Origin of the sequence: Mesonia oceanica (assembly GCF_902499555.1) — a bacterium.
GTDB lineage: Bacteria > Bacteroidota > Bacteroidia > Flavobacteriales > Flavobacteriaceae > Mesonia > Mesonia oceanica.
Window position 1 is genome coordinate 12,032 of record NZ_CABVMM010000012.1, and the last position, 20,688, is coordinate 32,719.

23 protein-coding genes are annotated in these 20,688 nt (G+C 34.6%); 14 read left to right on the plus strand and 9 right to left on the minus strand.

Going from position 1 to position 20,688, the window contains the following annotated elements; genetic code table 11:
• Positions 1 to 59 precede the first annotated feature (59 nt).
• The 3 genes from FVB9532_RS14455 to FVB9532_RS14465 form a co-directional block, all read right to left on the minus strand.
• Positions 60 to 467, minus strand: a complete 408-nt coding sequence (locus FVB9532_RS14455) for a hypothetical protein (RefSeq protein ID WP_150545891.1) — start codon at positions 465 to 467, stop codon at positions 60 to 62.
• 78 nt (positions 468 to 545) lie between these two features.
• Positions 546 to 1,403, minus strand: coding sequence for an AraC family transcriptional regulator (locus FVB9532_RS14460; RefSeq protein ID WP_150545892.1), 858 nt, complete (start codon positions 1,401 to 1,403; stop codon positions 546 to 548).
• A gap of 130 nt (positions 1,404 to 1,533) precedes the next feature.
• Positions 1,534 to 1,881 (minus strand): winged helix-turn-helix transcriptional regulator, encoded by a 348-nt coding sequence (locus tag FVB9532_RS14465; RefSeq protein WP_150545893.1) that lies wholly within the window; start codon positions 1,879 to 1,881, stop codon positions 1,534 to 1,536.
• A gap of 94 nt (positions 1,882 to 1,975) precedes the next feature.
• On the opposite strand from FVB9532_RS14465, the gene FVB9532_RS14470 reads away from it, so the two are divergent.
• From FVB9532_RS14470 to FVB9532_RS14475, 3 genes are all read left to right on the plus strand, one after another.
• A complete protein-coding gene (locus tag FVB9532_RS14470; protein ID WP_150545894.1) occupies positions 1,976 to 2,575 on the plus strand; it encodes a nitroreductase family protein in 600 nt (199 codons plus the stop codon).
• Positions 2,576 to 2,577: 2 nt separating this feature from the next.
• Positions 2,578 to 2,751, plus strand: a complete 174-nt coding sequence (locus tag FVB9532_RS19765) for a hypothetical protein (protein WP_228482358.1) — start codon at positions 2,578 to 2,580, stop codon at positions 2,749 to 2,751.
• Positions 2,752 to 2,882: 131 nt separating this feature from the next.
• Positions 2,883 to 3,674, plus strand: a complete 792-nt coding sequence (locus FVB9532_RS14475; protein WP_262714402.1) for an L-dopachrome tautomerase-related protein — start codon at positions 2,883 to 2,885, stop codon at positions 3,672 to 3,674.
• Positions 3,675 to 4,099: 425 nt separating this feature from the next.
• Here the strand turns inward: FVB9532_RS14475 and FVB9532_RS14480 are convergent, their stop codons facing one another.
• Both FVB9532_RS14480 and FVB9532_RS14485 read right to left on the minus strand, forming a co-directional pair.
• Positions 4,100 to 5,047 carry a phosphoribosylaminoimidazolesuccinocarboxamide synthase gene (locus FVB9532_RS14480; protein WP_150545895.1) on the minus strand — a complete coding sequence of 316 codons (948 nt, stop codon included), beginning with the start codon at positions 5,045 to 5,047 and terminating at the stop codon, positions 4,100 to 4,102.
• 15 nt (positions 5,048 to 5,062) lie between these two features.
• The gene (locus FVB9532_RS14485; RefSeq protein WP_150545896.1) at positions 5,063 to 6,016 is read right to left on the minus strand and encodes a PhoH family protein; all 954 of its coding nucleotides are present in this window, start codon (positions 6,014 to 6,016) and stop codon (positions 5,063 to 5,065) included.
• Positions 6,017 to 6,115: 99 nt separating this feature from the next.
• Between FVB9532_RS14485 and FVB9532_RS14490 the strand changes: the two genes are divergently transcribed.
• Genes FVB9532_RS14490 through gldG form a run of 4 tightly spaced genes read left to right on the plus strand, consistent with a single transcriptional unit; the run spans position 6,116 to position 9,670 of the window.
• Complete coding sequence (locus FVB9532_RS14490) at positions 6,116 to 6,961, plus strand: SAM hydrolase/SAM-dependent halogenase family protein (protein WP_150545897.1); 846 nt, start codon at positions 6,116 to 6,118, stop codon at positions 6,959 to 6,961.
• A complete protein-coding gene (locus FVB9532_RS14495; protein WP_150545898.1) occupies positions 6,951 to 7,247 on the plus strand; it encodes a putative quinol monooxygenase in 297 nt (98 codons plus the stop codon). The genes FVB9532_RS14490 and FVB9532_RS14495 overlap by 11 nt, the downstream gene beginning before the upstream one ends.
• 9 nt (positions 7,248 to 7,256) lie before the next feature.
• Positions 7,257 to 7,988, plus strand: a complete 732-nt coding sequence (gldF, locus tag FVB9532_RS14500; protein ID WP_150545899.1) for a gliding motility-associated ABC transporter permease subunit GldF — start codon at positions 7,257 to 7,259, stop codon at positions 7,986 to 7,988.
• Positions 7,985 to 9,670, plus strand: a complete 1,686-nt coding sequence (gldG, locus tag FVB9532_RS14505; protein WP_150545900.1) for a gliding motility-associated ABC transporter substrate-binding protein GldG — start codon at positions 7,985 to 7,987, stop codon at positions 9,668 to 9,670. The genes gldF and gldG overlap by 4 nt, the downstream gene beginning before the upstream one ends.
• 403 nt (positions 9,671 to 10,073) lie before the next feature.
• On the opposite strand, the gene FVB9532_RS14510 is transcribed toward gldG, so the two are convergent.
• Positions 10,074 to 12,977, minus strand: a complete 2,904-nt coding sequence (locus tag FVB9532_RS14510; RefSeq protein ID WP_150545901.1) for a S8 family serine peptidase — start codon at positions 12,975 to 12,977, stop codon at positions 10,074 to 10,076.
• A 134-nt stretch (positions 12,978 to 13,111) separates the two neighbouring features.
• Between FVB9532_RS14510 and dnaN the strand changes: the two genes are divergently transcribed.
• Positions 13,112 to 14,230, plus strand: coding sequence for a DNA polymerase III subunit beta (dnaN, locus tag FVB9532_RS14515; protein ID WP_150545902.1), 1,119 nt, complete (start codon positions 13,112 to 13,114; stop codon positions 14,228 to 14,230).
• Positions 14,231 to 14,317: 87 nt separating this feature from the next.
• On the opposite strand, the gene FVB9532_RS14520 is transcribed toward dnaN, so the two are convergent.
• Positions 14,318 to 16,261 carry a M1 family metallopeptidase gene (locus FVB9532_RS14520; protein ID WP_150545903.1) on the minus strand — a complete coding sequence of 648 codons (1,944 nt, stop codon included), beginning with the start codon at positions 16,259 to 16,261 and terminating at the stop codon, positions 14,318 to 14,320.
• A gap of 76 nt (positions 16,262 to 16,337) precedes the next feature.
• Here FVB9532_RS14520 and FVB9532_RS14525 point away from each other — a divergent pair, with 76 nt between their 5' ends.
• From FVB9532_RS14525 to FVB9532_RS14545, 6 genes are all read left to right on the plus strand, one after another.
• The gene (locus tag FVB9532_RS14525) at positions 16,338 to 16,805 is read left to right on the plus strand and encodes a thiol-disulfide oxidoreductase DCC family protein (protein WP_150545904.1); all 468 of its coding nucleotides are present in this window, start codon (positions 16,338 to 16,340) and stop codon (positions 16,803 to 16,805) included.
• The gene (locus FVB9532_RS19935) at positions 16,802 to 16,930 is read left to right on the plus strand and encodes a hypothetical protein (RefSeq protein ID WP_262714403.1); all 129 of its coding nucleotides are present in this window, start codon (positions 16,802 to 16,804) and stop codon (positions 16,928 to 16,930) included. Before FVB9532_RS14525 ends, FVB9532_RS19935 begins: the two co-directional genes overlap by 4 nt.
• 83 nt (positions 16,931 to 17,013) lie before the next feature.
• Positions 17,014 to 17,325: a phosphoribosylpyrophosphate synthetase gene (locus FVB9532_RS14530; protein ID WP_150545905.1), complete on the plus strand. Its 312-nt coding sequence runs from the start codon at positions 17,014 to 17,016 to the stop codon at positions 17,323 to 17,325.
• Between the two features lie 103 nt (positions 17,326 to 17,428).
• Positions 17,429 to 17,923: a Dps family protein gene (locus FVB9532_RS14535; RefSeq protein WP_150545906.1), complete on the plus strand. Its 495-nt coding sequence runs from the start codon at positions 17,429 to 17,431 to the stop codon at positions 17,921 to 17,923.
• A gap of 16 nt (positions 17,924 to 17,939) precedes the next feature.
• Positions 17,940 to 18,848: a mechanosensitive ion channel family protein gene (locus FVB9532_RS14540; protein ID WP_150545907.1), complete on the plus strand. Its 909-nt coding sequence runs from the start codon at positions 17,940 to 17,942 to the stop codon at positions 18,846 to 18,848.
• Positions 18,849 to 18,893: 45 nt separating this feature from the next.
• On the plus strand, positions 18,894 to 19,937 hold the full coding sequence (locus FVB9532_RS14545) for an endonuclease/exonuclease/phosphatase family protein (RefSeq protein ID WP_150545908.1): 1,044 nt from the start codon (positions 18,894 to 18,896) through the stop codon (positions 19,935 to 19,937).
• 61 nt (positions 19,938 to 19,998) lie between these two features.
• Here the strand turns inward: FVB9532_RS14545 and FVB9532_RS14550 are convergent, their stop codons facing one another.
• Together FVB9532_RS14550 and FVB9532_RS14555 are read right to left on the minus strand one after the other, a co-directional pair.
• Positions 19,999 to 20,205 carry a helix-turn-helix transcriptional regulator gene (locus FVB9532_RS14550; RefSeq protein WP_150545909.1) on the minus strand — a complete coding sequence of 69 codons (207 nt, stop codon included), beginning with the start codon at positions 20,203 to 20,205 and terminating at the stop codon, positions 19,999 to 20,001.
• A complete protein-coding gene (locus tag FVB9532_RS14555; protein ID WP_150545910.1) occupies positions 20,195 to 20,683 on the minus strand; it encodes a hypothetical protein in 489 nt (162 codons plus the stop codon). The genes FVB9532_RS14550 and FVB9532_RS14555 overlap by 11 nt, the downstream gene beginning before the upstream one ends.
• Positions 20,684 to 20,688 lie beyond the last annotated feature (5 nt).

Below are 20,688 nucleotides of genomic sequence, written 5' to 3' on the forward strand. Positions count from 1 at the left end.
AATAGAATTTGAATTGGTATTTTTTTAGTTCTCCGCTTTTTTTTCCTTAAGTAAGAAGGTCAAGAAGCTTTATGAAGTACGCTTTTGGCTAGTTCTAAAGCTTCTTCTTGGTTTTGGGCAAGCAGTAGTGGATTTCCCCAAAATTTCTCATAAACAGAGGCAAACAATTTTAATCCTACACGCTTGACTTTGTTTGGTTCTACCTGTATGGTTGCTTGTATGCATTTGAGCTTTTCTTTATTTAGTTTCCGCCAGGCGTTTATTTTCCGGGTTTCTTCCCTGGAATGTTTGTGCTTCTCTTCAGGAGCCTCACCCGTGCTAACCATTACAAAAGGTTTTCCGCTCTCGAACAAACCCGTAAACGCGGCCATATCCTTATCGTGATTGTGGTTTTCAGTTGTTGTTTGTTCCAGGCTGTGTTGAAAATCAACCAACACTATTGGGAATTTTGAATCATCTATAATCATTACCTCTACATTTAATACGTTTGCAAAGTTAGAACGATTCTAAATAATTGCATTGTATCAATAAACGTATCTGTTGGACTAATCGTGGTTTTTGTTTTGGAATGCAGATGCGGTTACTCCTGTTATTTTTTTAAATAATCGAGAGAAATAGGCGTAATCTTCATAGCCTAATTGTGTTGCGATTTCTTTAACAGATTTATCGGAGTGATAGAGCATCCGCTTGGCTTCTAACATCACCCGTTGTTGTATGTGATGAGAAACCGAATACCCGGTTGTCTTTTTGACACATTCGTTCAAATAAGCGGTAGAAATAGTAAGGGTTTTCGCATATTCACTCGGTTTTTTTACCGTAGTAAAATTGGCTTCCAAACGCGATTTAAAAGCCTTGGTAATAGACTCAAAACGGGAAAGGCTGTCTGGTGATTGAGTTTGTGCTAAATACTGTGAAGTAACTAATGCTACTAAGGCATTCCCACTGTCTTTGAGTACCGATTGGTATAGTTTTTCGTGTTTTCGCGCTGATAATTTTAAGCACAAGGATGCCGTTTCAGCAATAATGGAAAACGTTTCCCTTGTTAAGGATACCGGTCTTGCAGGGTTTATAGCTTCCAATACCGTTAGGTATTCCCGATTCAAGGTTTCTGTATTGATTGCCCAAAAGCTTACTGTTGCTTGGTTAATTAACAGCATACGGTGTACTTGATTGGGGTGAATGTAGAGGGCAGCAGCTGGTTTTAGGGTATAGGTATGAAAATCTATTTCAATGGATAGGGTTCCTTTTTCTAGTAAAAAAAACAAATGATAATCATCCCTGTGTGCTGCAGCCGCTTCTTTAAACGCATTTAAGTCTTTGAATGTCATTTTTCCGATGACAAATCCAGTATTCAACGCATCGTCCATCGTTTTTACAGGAATGCTCTTTGTTTGTTCACGCATGGTCTTTTTATTTGAGCGGATTTTGGTTGGGACTAATGAGCAATTATATGCTTAGTGCGAGCTTTGAGATCATTAAGTTTCGGTTTTAAGCTAGGTTTACTATTTGCTTGGTTAAACTAGCTACTGCCTATTATTCCGTTATTTTAACCTGTTTATTACTCTTGGCCGTTTCTTTTCCCCATTGGGCAATGCCTTTAAGCAACGGAATGAGTGTTTTTCCAAATTCCGTGAGTTCATATTCTACTTTTAATGGCGGTTTGGTGGTGTATACAGTGCGCTTTATCAACCCATCCGATTCAAGTTGTTTCAGTTGCAGACTTATAGTCCGCTCCGTTACCATTGAAAGTTCCTTTCTCAATTCATTGTATCGTTTTTTTTCGATTAAATGAATGAGGATGACCGCTTTCCATTTTCCACCTATGTATTTCATTGTCAGGCTCGTGCTGCAAGGAAATTGCTTGTTGTCTATACAATACATCTGATACTATCCTTTTTGACCGTTATTGCAAAGATAACATACTGTAGTTAATATTGTAACTATAAAAAGTATAGTTAACTAAAATGATATAAAAATGAGTTTTTTAGACCTGGCCAAAGGCAGATATACAACAAAAAGTTACAACGCAAACACGAAAATTTCCGCTGAGAAAATACATCAGTTAAAAGAAATCTTGCGGTTGAGTCCATCCTCTATCAACAGCCAACCCTGGCAATTTAGTTTCGTTTCGGACGAGAAAACCAAACAGGACTTAGCAAGTGCTTCCTTCTTCAATAAGCAAAAAATCAATGAAGCAAGTCATTTGGTGGTGTTTAGTGTCATTGACAACATTGAAAAATTTGAAGAACAAATTCGTCAAAATTTGCCGGAAGGGGCAGTTGATTATTATAACAATTTCCTAAAACCGCTACCCGAAAAAGAAATAAAATCCTGGTTAGCGCATCAGGTGTATCTTTCGCTTGGTTTTTTCCTTTCGGCCTGTGCAAGTCTTGAGATTGACAGCTCACCTATGGAAGGTATTGAGAAAGAAGCATACGATAAAACCCTAAAATTGGAGCATTACAACTCTCTTTTTGCTGTGGCTATTGGGTACAGGAATCCCGAAGACACGAATCAACCGTCCGTTAAGCCCAAATCCCGTTTGCCCTTAGAAACCATTATTCAATCCATATAACTATGAAAAAATCTCTTTTAGCTTTTAGTTTAATAATAGGTATTAACGCTTATTCTCAAAAGGTCAATAATGAAGTTTTTGCAACTGTTGATCAGTCGGTAGGCAATATTGCTTTTACGCATCAGGGCGATTTGGTATACAGCCATCACCCATTTTCAATCAGAATTTTCGGGTAGTCAAATACGATAGCAAAACCAAAACAACTGCACCATTTCCAAACAAAGCATGGAACACACCACGAGAAACGAATGACCATTATTTAAGCAATGTATTAGGTATCAGAAATGATGAAAATGGCATTGTCTGGATGCTCGACATGGGGCAGCGCAATCCGGTTACGCCAAAAATTGTAGGCTGGGATACCATTACTGATACCTTGGAACGCATTTATTATTTGCCCGAAACTGCGGTTGTGCCGACTTCACAACCCAACGATATGGTTGTAGATACCCAACACGGTGTGTTTGTTATTGCAGACGAAGGCATAGGCAACGGTGGTGATGGCAGTGCGGCAAGCTTGATTACTGTCGATATGAAAACAGGCAAGACGAGAAGATTACTGGAGGGGCATCGCACCACTCTACCCGAAAATAGGCCAACGGTTGTCAGTGGAAAACCTTTAGCAGTAAAGGGTAAAAATTTACTGGTGGGTTGTGATGGCATTACGGCAGACAAGGATTTTGAATGGTTGTATTACGCACCTTTGAATGGGAACAAAGTTTACCGTGTACGATTAGTTGATTTATTGGATGAAAGTTTAAACGAAACAGCATTGGACAAAAGAATTGAAACTTACGCTGATAAACCTAACAATGGTGGTTTGAGTATGGATACCGAAGGTAATTTGTATTTGACAGCCATGGAAACCAATAGTGTAGCAGTGATTCTTGCCAAAGACAAAAGCGTGCACCATATTTTCTCTGATGAAAATTTGCTCTGGCCTGATGGTGTGAGCTACAACCTTGTTGATGGTTATATGTATGTTTCGGCAGCACAAGTACATTTGGGTGCCGTCTTTCATAATGGCAAAAGCCAGGCAAAAGCTCCGTTCTATATTTTCAGGTTCAAACCGTTGGCAAAAGGAGTCCCGTTTAGATAGTTTTTAAATGATGGATTTTTAGAAGCGATGTACGAAACCTGCTGAAGGATGTACGAGCAAAAGTAATTACTTATTTTGAGCTTTTCAGTCTATAGCGTAATTTAAACCTAATGAGAAATTTGCGGCAAAAACAGTTCTTTCTAGGTTTTTATAATCGTTAATTCAAAACATAACTGCTGCTTCTGTACCTAAACCTGTAGCATTTGGGTTGATGATATTTGAAAATGTGTTTTAATTTTTTCCTTTTCTCTAAAAAGTATCTAGTTAAGAATAAAATAGCTCAAGCCTTCCTCAAAGACATAATCGCCAGATAAGATATATGATGTAGAAAAAATCATAATTTAACTATCAGTTCGATTTTATGAAAAAAAGAGGCTTCACATAAAATCGAACTGATGAATTTTAAATTCTTAATGCCCTACTGCTTATTCGTTGAGATAAGCCAGCACATTGTTTTGGATTCTATTTTCAATATTGTCGATATCTGCTTTTTCAAAAGGTTCACCGGTAATTTTTTCGTAAAGCTCAATGTAGCGATCGGAAACGGAATTGATATATTCATCGGTCATATCCGGCAATTCTTGCCCCTCTTTTCCTTGAAAGCCTTTAGCGATTAACCATTGGCGTACAAATTCTTTAGAGAGTTGCTTTTGGGGCTCTTCCTTTTCTTGACGCTCTTCGTAACCTTCGGCATAAAAATAGCGTGAAGAATCGGGGGTATGGATTTCATCAATCAATACAATTTTTCCTTCAGGAGTTTTACCAAATTCATATTTTGTATCGACTAAAATTAAGCCTTGTTTGGCAGCGATTTCAGTTCCTCGTTCAAAAAGTTTATAAGTATAGTCTTCTAAAACTTTATAATCTTCTTCAGAAACAATTCCTTTCTCCAATATTTTTTCACGAGAAATATCTTCATCATGATCGCCCATATCAGCTTTGGTAGATGGCGTGATAATAGGTCTTTCAAACTTATCGTTCTCCTTTAAGCCTTCCGGTAATTTCACTCCACAAAGTTCCCTTTTCCCTGCTTTATATTCCCTGGCAGCATGACCAGCCATATAGCCTCTTATCACCATTTCTACTTTAAAAGGCGTACATAATTGACCAATAGCAACATTAGGGTCCGGGGAAGCTTCCATCCAATTGGGAACTAGATCTTCCGTAGCCTTCATCATCTTAGTAGCTATCTGATTCAGGATTTGTCCTTTGTAAGGAATTCCCTTAGGCATTACCACATCAAAAGCGCTTAACCTATCAGTCGCAATCATCACCACCTTATCATCTTCCAAGCGGTAAACTTCTCGTACTTTTCCTTTGTAAACACTGGTTTGATTAGGAAAATTATAGCTGGTATTAGTTAATGTATTCATATATTTTTTGGATAGTTATTCTCTGTTTTCTATAGCATTGTAAGCGGAAATGATTTTCTTCACAAGTCGGTGTCTAATCACATCTTTATCATCTAAGTAAATAATTTCGACACCTTTTACCGCTTTCAACACCAATAAAGCTTCTTTTAATCCAGAAATCACTCTTCTTGGTAAATCTATTTGGCCGGGATCTCCGGTAATCATAAACTTAGCATTTTTACCCATTCGCGTTAAGAACATTTTCATTTGCGCGTGAGTGGTATTTTGTGCTTCATCTAAAATAACAAAAGCATTGTCTAAGGTTCTACCGCGCATAAAGGCCATTGGCGCAATTTGAATGACTCCCTTTTCAATAAAAGATTCTAATTTTTCAGGGGGAATCATATCCCGTAAGCCATCGTAAAGGGGTTGCATGTAAGGATCTAATTTCTCCTTTAAATCTCCCGGTAAAAAACCAAGGTTTTCTCCTGCTTCCACCGCTGGACGGGTTAAAATAATACGTTTTACTTGTTTTTCTTTTAACGCTTTTACGGCTAAGGCTACTCCAGTATAGGTTTTTCCTGTTCCAGCAGGCCCTACGGCAAAAACCATATCGTTCCTTTTCACGGCCTCTACCATTCTACGTTGGTTAGCCGTTTGTGCTTTGATAAGCCTACCGCTTACGCCATGTACTAAAACTTCTCCACTTTCAGAGGAAGTTTCGTAGTCTTCTTTTTTCTCGCTGGTAAGTATACGCTCAATAGAATTTTCATCTAATTTATTATACTTTCCAAAATGCTCCATGAGCATATTAAAACGCCTATCAAATTCTTCCAGTCGTTCTTCATCTCCATAAACTTTAACTTGATTGCCCCTCGCCACTAATTTTAATTGCGGAAAGTATTTTTTAAGTAGCTCGATATTAGCATTTTGTTGCCCAAAAAATTCACGTGGGCTAATTTCAGAAAGTTCAATAATAAGTTCGTTCAAAAGCAGGTATGTTTATTAGTGTTTTATCTTTAAATTCGCACAACACAAATTTAAGCAAAAAAAAGAGTTTAACACCTTAAATATATTAACAGTTTATAAATGCCAATCATCACTTTAACAACAGATTTTGGACTTAAAGACCCTTCTACAGGTGCGGTTAAAGGCGCCATCTTAAGTGAGCTGGATTCGGTGAATATTGTTGATATCTCACACTTGATTGCCCCTTTTCATATTACCGAAGCTGCTTATATTATAAAAAACACGTACAATAGCTTTCCTAAAGGAACCATTCATATTGTTGGGGTAGATTCTGAAATTACCCCGGAAAACAAACATATTGCCTTACAATTGGACGATCACTTTTTTATTTGTGCCAATAACGGAATTATGTCTTTAATCGCTTCTGAAATAAAACCTCAGAAGATTGTGGAGATTAATATTCACGATGCAGTAGAAACCAATTTCCCCGTACTGGATATTTTTGTAAAGGTAGCTTGCCATATTGCCCGTGGCGGTACCTTGGAGGTTATTGGTAAAACAATTCCTGAGATTAAACAACTAAAAGATTTTACGCCTTTTGTCAATAAAGAACAAAATCAATTAATTGGTCATGTCATGTATATTGACAACTACGGAAATGTGGTTTCTAATATTTCCCGCAAACTGTTTGAAAGTATCGGGAAAGGCAGAAAATTTAAAATCAATGCGCGTTCTGTAAGTTTCACCAAAATCCATGAGAGTTACAGTGAAGCGATTAATTTTAGCAAACCCAAAGAAACGCGGGAAGAAGACGGAAAAAAGTTAGCGCTTTTTAATGCCTCTGGGTATATTGAATTGGCTATTTATAAAAGTAATCCTAGTACGGTAGGAAGCGCTTCTACATTATTTGGATTAAAACTAAACGATACCATCAACATTAAATTTGAAGAGACCAATGCTGATTAGAATTGTAAAAATGAATTTTCAAGAAGAAGAAATCCATAATTTTGAAGCTCTTTTTGAAAAAAAGAAACAATATATTCGGAATTTTGAAGGCTGCCAATTTTTAGAATTATACCAAGACCGAGAAAATAAATCGATTTTTTTCACGTATAGCTATTGGGAAAGTGATGAAGCCTTACAAAAGTATAGACATTCTGAATTATTTAAAGAAGTTTGGGCTGCTACGAAAGTGAAATTTGCAGCAAAGCCAGAAGCTTGGAGCGTAAATAAAATTGTAAGTTTGACGTAAATTTATTGAATGAAAGCGATCTTTCTAAAAGAAATTAATGCCTTTTTCTCCTCTACCATTGGGTATTTGGTAATCGGTATTTTCTTGTTAATCAACGGGCTTTTCCTTTGGGTTTTTCAGGGTGATTTTAATATTCTGGATTATGGGTTCGCGAGCCTTTCTCCCTTCTTTTTTATAGCTCCTTGGATTTTTATTTTTCTTATTCCGGCGATTACTATGCGAAGCTTTTCTGAAGAAATAAAACAAGGTACCTTAGAGCTTCTACTCACGAAACCTATTACCTTAACCAACTTGATTTTAGGGAAGTATTTAGGGACTTTCTTTCTCGTCGTACTCGCTTTAGTCCCTACCCTGCTTTATATTTATACCATTGATGAATTGGGAAAACCGCAAGGAAATTTTGATAGTGGTGCCACCCTTGGTTCTTACTTAGGACTTCTTTTTTTGGGAGCGGTTTATACTTCCATTGGTTTATTTGCTTCTACCCTATCTAAAAATCAAATTGTCGCTTTTATTATTGCGGTGGTGATTTGTTTTCTATGCTATTTTGGGGTGGAAGGACTTTCTACCATTAATTTACTTGGGTCTGATATTTATGCCTTAGAATATTTAGGCATTAGTTATCACTATAAAAGTATAAGTCGAGGAGTCGTTGATACCCGTGACCTGATTTATTTTGTAAGCTTTATTTTCTTATTTCTTTATTTAGCTAAGTTGAATTTAAAACGTCAAACCTCATGAGAAAGCAACAAAACAGCTACCTTTCTTTGGCGATAGTGCTTGCCGTTTTAATAGTTATTAATATAATAGCATCACATCTATATCAGCGGTTTGATTTAACTGAAAATAAACGTTATACACTTTCTGAAACGTCTAAAGAAATTTTAGCCGGCGTTGACAACCCCATCATTGTGGATGTGTTTTTAAAGGGTGAATTTCCTTCAGAATTTAAACGCCTTCAGAATGAAACCCGGTATTTATTAGAAGAATATCAGGCGTACAATCCGAATATCAAATTCAACTTTATCAATCCGTTGGAAGAAAACCGGAATGCGCAAGAAATCGCTACTGAATTCTACAATGCCGGCATGCCGCCGCAAAATCTCAATGTCACCCAAAATGGAAAAGTAAGTGAAAGCCTGCTATTTCCTTGGGCAGTGGCTAATTTTGGTGATCAACGGGTAAAGATTCATTTACTTAAAAACAAGTTAGGCGATAGTCAGGAAGATATCGTGAATAGTTCGGTACAGCAATTGGAATATGTATTTACCGACGGATTTAATAAATTGATTAATGAGCGAAGCAAAAAAGTAGCTATTATGCGGGGCAATGGTGAATTGCCCGATGCCAATATTGCCGACTTTATTAAAAGTATTCGAGAGTATTATTACATCGCCCCTTTCACTTTAGATTCTGTAGCTAGTGATCCGCAAAAAACACTTCAGCAATTAGAAGAATTCGATTTAATTATTGAAGCTAAACCTACCCAAGCTTATTCTGAAAAAGAAAAATTCGTGCTTGATCAATATACGATGAATGGTGGGAAATCTTTATGGCTCATAGAAACAGTAACCGCTGAAAAAGACAGTTTATTTAGCAACAAAGAAAATTCGATGTTAGCGTTTTATAACGATTTGAATTTAACCGATTTCTTTTTTAAATATGGAATTCGGGTAAATCCAGAATTGGTTAACGATGTATATTCCGCTCCCATTGTTTTAGCACAAGGTTCCGGAGATAATTCTCAGTTTAACCCTTATCCTTGGTTTTATGAACCGATGGCTATAGGGAACATTAAGCATCCTATTGTGAATAATATTGAAGCGGTAAAGTTTAATTTCGCCAACCCTATTGATACGCTTAAAAACGGTGTTGAAAAAACGATTCTTCTAAAAAGCTCTAACGCTTCCAAATTAGAAGATGTCCCGAGACAGCTTCAACTGAGCGAAATTATTAATCAAAAACCTGATCCGAAATCGTATACTGGTGGAGCCCAAAACTTAGCGGTTCTATTGGAAGGCAGGTTTACCTCGGTTTATAAAAATCGGGTAAAACCTTTTCCTCTTAAGGATTTTAAGGAAGAAAGTAAACCCACCAAAATGCTCATAATTTCTGATGGGGATGTGATTAAAAATTCATTTAGAAAAGGAAAACCGCAGGAATTAGGCTATGATCCACTTACGGCAACTACCTACGGAAACAAGGAGTTTTTGGTAAATGCAGTCAACTATTTATTAGATGACCAAGGTCTTTTAAAAATTAGAGCTAAGGAAGTGACTTTGCCGTTTTTAAACATCAACAAAGTAGAAGCAGAACGCACCCAATGGCAACTGATTAATATTTTAGTTCCGTTGGTAATGTTGGTGATTTTTGGTTTTCTTTTTAGCTATTTTAGAAAAAAAAGGTATCAGAAAGCGATTTAAATCATTTCTAATACATTTTACGGTTTTAACTTCAAGACCTAAATCGGTGAAGGTTCTTAATAGAAATAAGGTTTAAGGCTAAAATTCATTTCTCGTTAGCTAGCTTTCACTGTATTAAATTCCACTAAAAGATGAATTTTTTAATCTGGTAGACTTCTAAAGATATTCTTGCTTTTCTTCTGTTTACAAATTTCAATAGTCGATAATTAAAGGATTATTTGTTCCCGCTATTTAAAAATTCTCTTATACAATTCTCATGGTATCTTGGAAGAAAGGGCTAAACCAGCAACTAGAGGCTAGGTCACTATCTACTCGTTAAAGTATAGAAACGCGCTAACTATATTCCCAAAAAAAGAGACTGCCTTTGTAGACAGCCTCTGATTATTTATGCTAAAAATCGTAATTAATTAACGATTAGTTTTTTGGTGACAAAGGTATTTGAACCTGATGCTATATTAACAAAATACACTCCGCTTTGTAAACTGGAAACATCTACTTTTTGATTGTTCATTATAGATGGAACATGAATTAATTTTCTTCCGTTTATATCAAAGATAGCTAAGGAGGAAGTTTCTTTTAACCCATGAATACTAAAAGCATTTTCAGTAGGATTAGGGAAAATCTTAAACGCATCAACCGATTGATTGTTAACACTCATAGTAGGTGCTGCATAGCCACAAAATTCTATTCCAAAATTTTCAATAGAACCTCCATCACCTTGGTAAAAATCTAATACAGTTAAAGTCCAATTTCCTATTACATTTTCACCAATTAAAGAGTTTAAATCATCTAAAGGTTTTATAACTCCACTAAGCGATGGAGTGTTTGGACTACAATTATAGGCATCGCCAGAATCATCGAATATAACTTCCATATTATCACCATTATCACAAACTCCATCGATCAAGCCAATCTCGGTTCCGGAAGGACTTGTTAAATATATAGCGAGATCACCTAAATAACTATGTTGAATTTCAACATACACATTAATATCTTCAATATCCATATCTTCTGTTATCGTGATCGTGCTCTGTTGAAAATTAGGCTGTGCTTCATCGATCACTATCGGCGTATCTTCAGCATAGACAGGAGAATTACATTCAATAGATATTGTTTTAAAATTACCTTCTGAATACTCACTATTATAACAAGAGTTGGATGCATTAACTCGCCAATAATAGTTAGTATTCGGATCGAGCTCTGAGGTTTCAATAGAATTTTCTTCTGTAGTTGCTGAAAAATCAATTGTTCCAAAATTAGGATCTTTAGATACCTCTACAAAATATGACTCACTATCAGGTAAATTCTCCCAGGTTAATATTGGATTAAGTACTACATCGTTCATGTTTTCTGAGGGAAACAAGCCTTCAAAATCAGCTAAAGGCTCTAAGATATTAAAAGTCAAATCTTTGCTTAAAATAGTTCCTTGGTTATCTGTGGCTGTAACGGTAAAACTATATTCTCCTGCAGGAACTGTATTAAGGTTATCAAGAAATAAATTCACCTCTTGATCTTGTGAAATTCCATTAGAAGAAAAATCACTGGTAATACCTTCCGGTAATCCTGATACAGAAAATGTTATGCTCTCTGAAAAGTTTTCTAATGAAGAATAATTTAAAGAAAACTCGCCAATCCCTTCACTACAAAATGTTTGATAAGTGTCATTAGGGATAAAGGTGAATTGAGACTCTGCGACTCCTGAAACTACGATACTAAAATCTTGAAATGAATTAACCAATGCCCCCTTATGGGTTACAGAAATAGTATACTCTCCTTGAGGATTTTCTATTTCAATTTTTTCTACATTATCTACGCTATTATCACCAGTAGTTGCTGCATTAGAGGGGTTAGCAGGATTTAATTTCCAAGGATAAAAAACCGTTCCGTTTTCATCTTCTACTCTTAAGTCTAAATCGTTGACCAACATAGGAGTATCATCATCTTCCGTCAAGTTCCAAAAATCAATTGAATCACCTTCAGGGTCTGTCCACACAATAGTAACTACTAAAGGCTCTTCTCCATTGGGTACAACTGTCTTATTATAAATCTCTTGATTATTCAACGTATTTTCTTCTACAATAGACTTAAAATCGGAATTTAATAATACCGAAGCAGCAGCTTCCATATTTAATAATCCCCAGCCATATTGATAATCTGGACCATCGCTAACGCCTGTTTCTAAAGCTGTATGAATTGCTATTGCCTTTACGGTTGCAGATTTTAAAAATCCACCTGATAAATTTCTATTTAATTGTTGCAATAGTAATAGACTTCCCGCAACATTTGGAGAAGCCATAGAAGTACCATTAAAACTTGCATAAGCTTCATCATTAGTGGCGATTGAAGAAATAACATTTACTCCTTTTCCTGAAATATCCGGTTTAATACGTCCATCGTCAGAAGGTCCCCAACTACTAAAAGATGACATAGTTACACTACTTGGTGAGGTATAGTTATCTACTTGCTCTACTGCTCCTACTGTAAGAACATTTTTAGCTAAAGAACTACTTGCGATAAGATCATAACCATTATCTTGAGTATTAAACGAGTCATTTCGCTCATTCCCAGCGGCATAAACTATTAAATAGTTTGGAGCGTTATAAGCAAGTTCATCTGCTGCTTGTGCTGAGTCATCATAATATCCGAAATACGAATTTGGTACAGCTTCAGGATCAATTCCATAAGAATGATTCGATACCAATAGTCCTTCTGCCGCTTGAGCAGCCATTTCCGGAATATCATTATTGTAATCAAAAGTAAGTAAATTAGCTTTAAATGCCATGCCTCGTCCTTGACCATTAATAGGAACTTCAGAGCCAATAAGTGTTCCAGAGACGTGAGTGGCATGATCACTAAGAAAAGAGGCATCATCTACTTGGGTTACCCTTCCCTCTAAAAGTTCATGAGTACTTCTTACTAAACTTTCGTCCCATACTCCTACTTCCATACCTTGTCCCTCTACTTTTAAATTCAAAGAACCACCTTCATACAAACTCGTGGTACTTGTAGTAATTGCAGCACCTTCATTAAATGCTTTGTAATAAATAAGAGTTCCATCTTTTTTTATTCGCTGCAGTGTAGAAATATTTCCTTCTTCGTCTTTAATTACGGTTTTTATATTGTGCTTTGCTGCATATTCAAGGGCTTCCTTTTTCTGTTTTTTATAAATATTGCTGAATTTCTCTTCTAATTTATTCAGTTTTTTTAGGTCATATTGAGCTATGATCTGCTTTTTCTCCTTCTCCGTTTGTGAAAAAACAGTAATGGTAAATAATAATAAAATAGCAATTAGGGTGTTTTTTTTCATTATATAAATTTTAGAAGCCGTGAATTTATAAAAACATTTAGTGATGTTAATAAAATTGTATGAATAATTACTTTAAATATTGATATATTAAAATATATTTGTAACCCTAATGAATATTTTATCAAATTATTCTCATGAAATTTATAGTTTCTAGTTCATATTTATTAAAGCAACTCCAAATATTAGGAGGCGTTATTAATAACAGTAACACTCTTCCTATTTTAGATAATTTTTTATTCGAATTAAATCAGGATAAATTAAAAGTTTCGGCTTCAGATTTAGAGACCACCATGTCTGCTGAACTTGATGTTGAATCTGATTCTGAAGGAAGTATTGCTGTTCCTGCCAAACTTTTATTGGATACGTTAAAAACTTTTCCGGAACAACCCTTAACTTTTGTTGTGGAAGACAACAATACCATTGAATTAAGTTCTAGCTATGGTAAATATGCTTTAGCTTATGCCAACGGTGAAGAATTCCCCAATGCAGTGGAATTGGATGATCCCAGTAAAACAGTAGTATCGGCAGATATTTTAGCTACCGCCATTAGCAAAACTATTTTCGCTAGTGGAAATGACGATTTAAGACCGGTAATGAGTGGGGTTTTCTTTCAATTTTCTACCGAAGGTTTAACCTTTGTAGCTACCGACGCTCATAAATTGGTAAAATATTCCCGTGAAGATGTTTCTGCGGAAGAAACTGCGGAATTTATTATGCCTAAAAAACCATTAAATCTTTTAAAAGGTATTTTAGCCAATAGCGATAGCGATGTATTAATTGAATACAACGAGTCGAATGCTAAATTTACTTTTGACGATACACAATTGGTTTGTCGCTTAATTGATGGGAAATATCCTAACTACGAAGCGGTCATTCCAAAAGAAAACCCAAATGTTTTAACGATTGATAGAACACAGTTTTTAAATTCTGTAAAGAGGGTTTCTATATTCTCCAATAAAACCACACATCAGGTAAAACTTAAAATTGCCGGAGCAGAATTAAATATTTCTGCGGAAGATGTAGATTACAGTAATAAAGCAGAAGAGCGCCTTACTTGTGATTACCAAGGCGATGATATGCAAATTGGATTTAACTCCCGTTTTTTAAATGAAATGTTGAACAATTTGAATGCAAATGATGTTCAACTGGAAATGAGTTTACCCAACCGTGCAGGCATTCTAACTCCAAAAGACGGGTTAGATGACGGCGAGAAAGTAACCATGCTCGTAATGCCGGTAATGCTAAATAATTAAACTAATAACCAACTAAAGTTTAATTTTAGTTATAAAAAAATCCCGATTCAATTGAATCGGGATTTTTGTTTTATATGGTTTTTGAAGTTATTCTTTAATAAGTTTCCTTACCAGATCACCTTCTGAAGTTTTTAGTTTTATAAAATAAACCCCACTTGCTAAATTTTCTACTGAAAAAGAAGAAGAAGAAAGCGAAAATGAATTTATTTTTGCACCTAGCGTATTATAAATTTCTACTAAAGAAATGTTTACATTTTTAGGTTTTTGAATACTTCCCCATCCTTTGGTTGGGTTTGGATAGAGTTTAAAAGTACTTAACTTGCTTTCTACCGTATCTAACGAAGTATTATCCCTAGAAATAATATCAAAATTTGGATCAATAAGGATTTCTTCCACCTCAAAAATATTAGAAAAAGAAGTAAATTGTTGATTGTTGCTGGAATGATTTAATACCATATCTAACACTTCTCCATCGGTTCCTATTAAACGTATGGGAACCTCAATTTCAAAGAAATCTACTGATGGATCACTTTGTATTTGTGATAAGGTAATTTCAACATCATTTGTTGTTTCATATTGCTCCCAAGTTAAGGTAAAACTAGGATAACCTTCTCCATACACCCAATCGGCAAAAAATTCATCTAAATCTTCTCCCGATTGAATTTCCAGGTGATTTTTTAAATCTTCGGTAGTTGCATAAGAAAATGCCAAATCAGGATCGTTTAAATAATTTTGTAGTGCTTGAAAAAAATTGGTTTCCCCTAATTTATTCCGAAGCATATGCAACACCATCGCTCCTTTATTATAAGAAAGCCTACTACTAAACACCCTTCCCACACTTAACGTATCTGCTGCTGGAACATATACTGAACCTCCCGGTTGTGAAGTAATGTAATTTACCATGCTCTCTTTCTCACTGTTGAAAGCATTTTCACCATCAAAATCTTCTATTACCATGGCAGCCATATAGGTAGCAAAGCCTTCATTTACCCAAATGTCTTGCCAACTCCCACAGGTTACCTTATCACCAAACCATTGATGTCCCAATTCATGGGCAATTAAACCTCTGCTAAATCCTCCCATAAAAGAAACGGTAGTATGTTCCATACCTCCTCCCCAACCAAATTGGGCGTGCCCGTATTTCTCGTCTTCAAAAGGATAATTACCAAATTTATCGATAAATAAATCCATAATATCTACCGTCACCAATGTAGAAGATTGTGCTGAACTTAGGTTTTCCGGATAAACGTAATTGACAATGGGGAAAGGATTACCATTATTACTAACCGTCTGGTTATAGACCGAATAATTAGTAACGGCGATAGCCACTAAATATGCCGGAATTGGATACGAATGATGAAAGTGGGTAATTTTATTGGTTCCATTTATGGTTTGACTTACTTCCAATCCGTTGGATACCGCTATATTTTCCTGTCCTTTACTATTTGTTGCAGGTGAAGTTATAAAAACATCTATTTCATCTATTTTATCAATCAGATCTTGTTTGCAAGGCCACCAAGCTTTAGCTCCATAGGGTTCAGAAAGCGTCCAAATAATTTCGTTTTCTTCGTGTTCAGACTGTTCAAAAGAACCAAAACCAGTACTTACAGGATTTCCTGAATAACTTATGGTCAATGAATCTAGCACTCCTTGAGCTTGTGTTTGTGGTAATTCTATAATTAATTCTTCATCGATATGCTGAAAGCTTAAAGAGCTACCATCTTGGCTAACTTCACTTACATTAATCCCCTGTGCCAAATCAAAAACAACTTGGTTTAAATTTTCTTTTGCTTCAAAATAGGTTGTCACCTCCCCTTCAATGAATGCTACTGCAGGATTTACTTCAAACTCTAACCGGTGGTAGGTAACATCATAATTACCTGTATTACTACTGGTTTCAACTTCTAAAAATGAGTGAGCAGATTTTGCTTCTGCTTCAGCAATTTCTAACTGCTCAGAAAAATTATGCTGAGCATTTAACCAAGTACAAAAACTTAAGAATGTTATAAAAAAACAGTATTTATTTTTCATGCGCTTATCTTCGTATAAAATTTGTCATAATATACTCAAGCTTTTACAATTATAGCATTCCTAATTGGTTAAAATTATGTTTAAAGAAATAGAACATACACATTACCCTCCTAAAAAAACTATGTTAGTTTGGGATGGTGATTGTGGATTTTGCAAGTTTTGGAAAACCCGTTGGGAACTAAAAACCAATGGACAAATTGAATTTCGAACCTATCAAGAAGTTGCAAAAAACTTTCCCGATATACCGCTGAAAGAATTTAAAAAAGCCAGTAAACTTATTGAGCCTAATGGTCAAGTTTACAACGGACCGGATTCAGCTTATAGAAGTCTCTATTATAGCGGAAATAAGATTTGGCATAATCTCTATGCTTCCCATAAAATTTTTCAATCCATAAGCGATCACGCTTATAATCATATCGCAAAAAATAGAAGTTTTTATTTTAAAATCACCAAAATTATGGTGGGCAATCAACCCAAGTCTTTAAAACATTTTTGGTTTTTTTATATCTTCCTCCTCATTGCATTATTATATTGGGTTTTATGAAAAAAACATATTGGCTTTACTTAATTGCAGCTATTATCACTATTGTTGGGTTGGTAACCGGTAAATTCTTATTTCTACTTTTTGTTTTACCTTTAGGATTGTTTGGCTCCAATAAAAATCAGTAGGGAGTTAAACTTATATTAAACCTCTCCCCTTTTTTGCTGAACTTAGGTTTTCGCTGTAATTTGATAAGAAAAATAAGTTAACCATGAAAGATTACGGAACATTATCAGAAGCCATCAACAAGTTAAAACTTGAAGAAGGCTATGAACATGATTTTAATTTAATTGATGAATATTTAGAATTGAAAGCGGAAAAAGAAAAATATACAGCCGACGAATTTGAAGTAGATAAGGTTCTTCGATTTGAAGGAATGAGTAATCCCGATGATAATTCTATTTTATATTGCATTACCACTTCTACAGGTAAGAAAGGTCTATTAACAGATGGTTACGGAGTGTCTGGCGGACAGGTATCGCAAACCATTTTAGACAAACTTCACCGAGAAACTCATCCATAATTATTGGTCGTTAAACTTTTATTAATATATGAACACAAAATTGGAGGCAACTCTTAACTATTGTAATTTTGTATTGAAATTAATTTAATGATAAATTTTAACTATGGAATATTTAAATTTAAACAAAGAAAAAATAAGCACAACTGTTGAAGAACTTAATGTACTTTTAGCAGATTATCACTTGTATTATCAAAAACTAAGAAATTTTCATTGGAACATTATAGGTAAAAGTTTCTTTGATTTGCATCAAAAATTTGAAGAAATGTACGATGATGCAGTTTTAAAAATTGACGAAATTGCAGAACGTATCTTAACCTTAAGATACCAACCTACCAGTAACTTATCTGATTATTTAAAACTGTCTAATTTAGAAGAATCTAAGTCTGAATTGACCGATGAGGAAATGGTAAAAACCTTATTAAAAGACCACGGTAAGATTCTTAACCAATTGAGAAAAGTGGTGGAAGTTGCTGATAAAGCAGAAGATGAAGGTACTATTGATTTAATTGGTGCTTATATTAGAGAATTAGAAAAAACAAGTTGGATGTTAGATGCTTGGGTAATGAAAACTAAAGATAACCACAAGGAAATTAAATAATTGTTGGTTTTACTGAATGAAAGAAAAAACAAATTTTGATCTTTCAAATGCTATAAGTGGCATTTGGGATAAACTTGCAAGTTGGTTAGATTCATTAATATTGAATCTACCCAACTTTATTTTAGCGGTTCTTGTATTTATAGTCTTCATATTTGTTGCTAAATATATATCCCGTTTACTTAATAAAATTCTCCTTAAGAGAAGTATTCAACATTCTGTTAGGGATATTAGTATTAAGATTATAAAATTACTTATTATCTCTGTTGGTTTTTTTATTGCCTTAGGATTACTCAACTTAGATAAATTACTCACCTCTATATTAGCCGGTGCCGGAGTTGCTGGTTTAGCTATAGGTCTAGCTTTACAAGGCACATTAAGTAATACGGTATCTGGTGTGATTTTAAGTTTTTTGCCCGAAATCCAAATTGGAGATTGGGTAGAAACCAATGGTTATGCAGGAGAAGTACTGGAAGTTAACCTTCGAAATATTGTTATTAAGCAAGGTGACAATAACCACGTGATCATTCCCAATACTAAAATTGTAGAAGATTCTTTTAAAAATTACAGTTCCACCAAACGATCCAGAGTGATGGTAAATTGCGGCGTAGGTTATGAAAGTGACCTTGAAAAGGTACAAGAAATAACGGTAAATGCCATTTATGAAATTTTTAAGCAAAATAGAAATGAAGAAGTTGAATTTGCTTACGAGGGTTTTGGAGATAGCTCTATAAATTATGTGGTGCGTTTTTGGACAGATGTTACCAAACAACGCGATATTTTGTTCGCAAAACACAAAGCTATTTTAGCTATTAAAAAAGCTTATAATGAAAACGACATTAATATACCTTTCCCTATAAGAACACTTGATTTTGGAAAGAATAAATTTAGATCTGAAACCATTACCGTTAATACAAAAGAACAATAACCACAAAGGCCCTTCAAGATAATAGGGCTTTTTTATTCCGCTATTTTGATATTAAAAACCATCTTTCGCATTTTAGCAGTTATTGCTGTAGTTTTGACTATCTTACCTTTTTTAGCTGCAGATGCTTGGTGGGTTCGTATTTTTGATTTTCCGCACGTACAGCTTACTTTTCTTACCTTATTTATTTTACTTATCTATTTTTTTAAGTTTGAAAGAAAAAATTGGAAAGATTATATTTTCATCCTCTCTTTATTACTATGCTTCATTGTACAAGGAATAAAAATCTATCCTTATACGCCATTTGCTCCTTATGAAGTAAATAATTCTTCGGAAGATAAAAGTGATTTAAAAGTTTATGTGGCCAATGTGCTTCAGAAAAACAAACAACATCAAAAGGTAATTCAACAAATAGAACAATACCATCCAGATCTTTTTTTACTTACAGAAACCAATCAAGCTTGGTTGACTTCTATAGATAAAGTATTTCACGAAAAATACCCCTATCAAATTAAAGTGCCACTCCCTAATACGTACGGCATGTTGCTTTATTCAAAAAAGCAATTGTTTCAACCCCAAACTCACTATTTAATTGAAGATAGTATACCTTCCTTAGACTTTAAAATAAAATTAAAAAACAGATTGGTACAAGTATATGTGATTCATCCCAAGCCACCTATGCCCCAACATGCCAAAACTTCTAAAAAGCGTGATGCAGAAATGATGCTGATCGCTAAAAAAATTCATGAGCACCCTAATCAACCTCATGTAGTTATGGGTGATTTTAATGATGTAGCTTGGTCCAGAACCACCACCCTTTTTCAAGAAGTAAGTCAGTTATTAGATCTAAGAAAAGGACGAGGCTTTTTTAATACTTATGATGCCAATAGTTTTCTCATGCGATGGCCGTTAGACCATATATTTGTCTCTAAAGAGTTTCGGTTAAACAAAATTGAACTAGGTAAGGACAACCACTCCGATCATTTCCCTATTTATACACAACTTCTTTTTGAACCGGAAAAAGCTAATTCTCAAGAAAAGAAAGCTCCCTCCAAAAAAGAACTGGAAAAGGCAGACAAAGAAATGAATTAACTCAAGTATTTAGAACAGCTCATAAAAATACTATAAAAGGCTTTCTGAAAAGACAGCCTTTTTATTTCCAGTCGGTTTCTTCTAGTTGAAATATATTTTCCAATTCAGTTTCAAAAATCTTAGCTATTTTTAATGCCAAAATTGTAGATAAATTATAACTTCCCTTCTCGATAGCATTAATCGTTTGTCGGCTCACTCCTACACGCTCCGCTAAATCTGCTTGGGTAAAATCTTTTTTAGCACGTTCTACCTTTAAACTATTTTTCATCCTTATCAAATTTAGCAGATTTAAATAAGACCCAATTAAATCGAATAATAAACAATAGTAGAATAGTAAACATATTTGCTACCAATACATAGAAAAAACTTATATTATAAATAAACAAAATTGAAAAAATTAAAATACCATAATTAATGTAAGTAGCCCAAAGTAAAGATTCTAAACGTAATTTTGATATAAATTCATCTTCTTCTTTATTTTTTGAAAAAGCCACTAATAAACCTCCAATAATCAAAAGAAGTTCTACCATCTCATCCATCAAATTGTTTTCAATAAATGTAAAATAAGTATTATGGGGAGTATTACCTAAATCAAAAGTAATAGCTGCAATTGCAAAAGTCTTTACGGTAAATAGTTCTGGTTCAGCATTACCTAAAAAAGCAAAAAACATGAAAATTATTCCTGCGATAAATAAAATCCATCCCACTAGTTTCAATTGATGAGGTAATAAAAATCTAGATTTCATATATT

Bases quoted from the DNA above. Each gene is read 5' to 3' on its own strand.
- FVB9532_RS14475 (WP_262714402.1), top strand. From the start codon at position 2,883: ATGCTCGACATGGGGCAGCGCAATCCGGTTACGCCAAAAATTGTAGGC.
- gldF (WP_150545899.1), top strand. From the start codon at position 7,257: ATGAAAGCGATCTTTCTAAAAGAAATTAATGCCTTTTTCTCCTCTACC.
- FVB9532_RS14520 (WP_150545903.1), bottom strand. From the start codon at position 16,261: ATGAAAAATAAATACTGTTTTTTTATAACATTCTTAAGTTTTTGTACT.
- FVB9532_RS14550 (WP_150545909.1), bottom strand. From the start codon at position 20,205: ATGAAAAATAGTTTAAAGGTAGAACGTGCTAAAAAAGATTTTACCCAA.
- FVB9532_RS14535 (WP_150545906.1), top strand. From the start codon at position 17,429: ATGGAATATTTAAATTTAAACAAAGAAAAAATAAGCACAACTGTTGAA.
- FVB9532_RS14490 (WP_150545897.1), top strand. From the start codon at position 6,116: ATGCCAATCATCACTTTAACAACAGATTTTGGACTTAAAGACCCTTCT.
- FVB9532_RS14530 (WP_150545905.1), top strand. From the start codon at position 17,014: ATGAAAGATTACGGAACATTATCAGAAGCCATCAACAAGTTAAAACTT.
- FVB9532_RS19765 (WP_228482358.1), top strand. From the start codon at position 2,578: ATGAAAAAATCTCTTTTAGCTTTTAGTTTAATAATAGGTATTAACGCT.
- FVB9532_RS14555 (WP_150545910.1), bottom strand. From the start codon at position 20,683: ATGAAATCTAGATTTTTATTACCTCATCAATTGAAACTAGTGGGATGG.
- gldG (WP_150545900.1), top strand. From the start codon at position 7,985: ATGAGAAAGCAACAAAACAGCTACCTTTCTTTGGCGATAGTGCTTGCC.
- FVB9532_RS14480 (WP_150545895.1), bottom strand. From the start codon at position 5,047: ATGAATACATTAACTAATACCAGCTATAATTTTCCTAATCAAACCAGT.
- FVB9532_RS14540 (WP_150545907.1), top strand. From the start codon at position 17,940: ATGAAAGAAAAAACAAATTTTGATCTTTCAAATGCTATAAGTGGCATT.
- dnaN (WP_150545902.1), top strand. From the start codon at position 13,112: ATGAAATTTATAGTTTCTAGTTCATATTTATTAAAGCAACTCCAAATA.
- FVB9532_RS14525 (WP_150545904.1), top strand. From the start codon at position 16,338: ATGTTTAAAGAAATAGAACATACACATTACCCTCCTAAAAAAACTATG.
- FVB9532_RS14455 (WP_150545891.1), bottom strand. From the start codon at position 467: ATGATTATAGATGATTCAAAATTCCCAATAGTGTTGGTTGATTTTCAA.
- FVB9532_RS14470 (WP_150545894.1), top strand. From the start codon at position 1,976: ATGAGTTTTTTAGACCTGGCCAAAGGCAGATATACAACAAAAAGTTAC.
- FVB9532_RS14510 (WP_150545901.1), bottom strand. From the start codon at position 12,977: ATGAAAAAAAACACCCTAATTGCTATTTTATTATTATTTACCATTACT.
- FVB9532_RS14495 (WP_150545898.1), top strand. From the start codon at position 6,951: ATGCTGATTAGAATTGTAAAAATGAATTTTCAAGAAGAAGAAATCCAT.
- FVB9532_RS14465 (WP_150545893.1), bottom strand. From the start codon at position 1,881: ATGTATTGTATAGACAACAAGCAATTTCCTTGCAGCACGAGCCTGACA.
- FVB9532_RS19935 (WP_262714403.1), top strand. From the start codon at position 16,802: ATGAAAAAAACATATTGGCTTTACTTAATTGCAGCTATTATCACTATT.
- FVB9532_RS14460 (WP_150545892.1), bottom strand. From the start codon at position 1,403: ATGCGTGAACAAACAAAGAGCATTCCTGTAAAAACGATGGACGATGCG.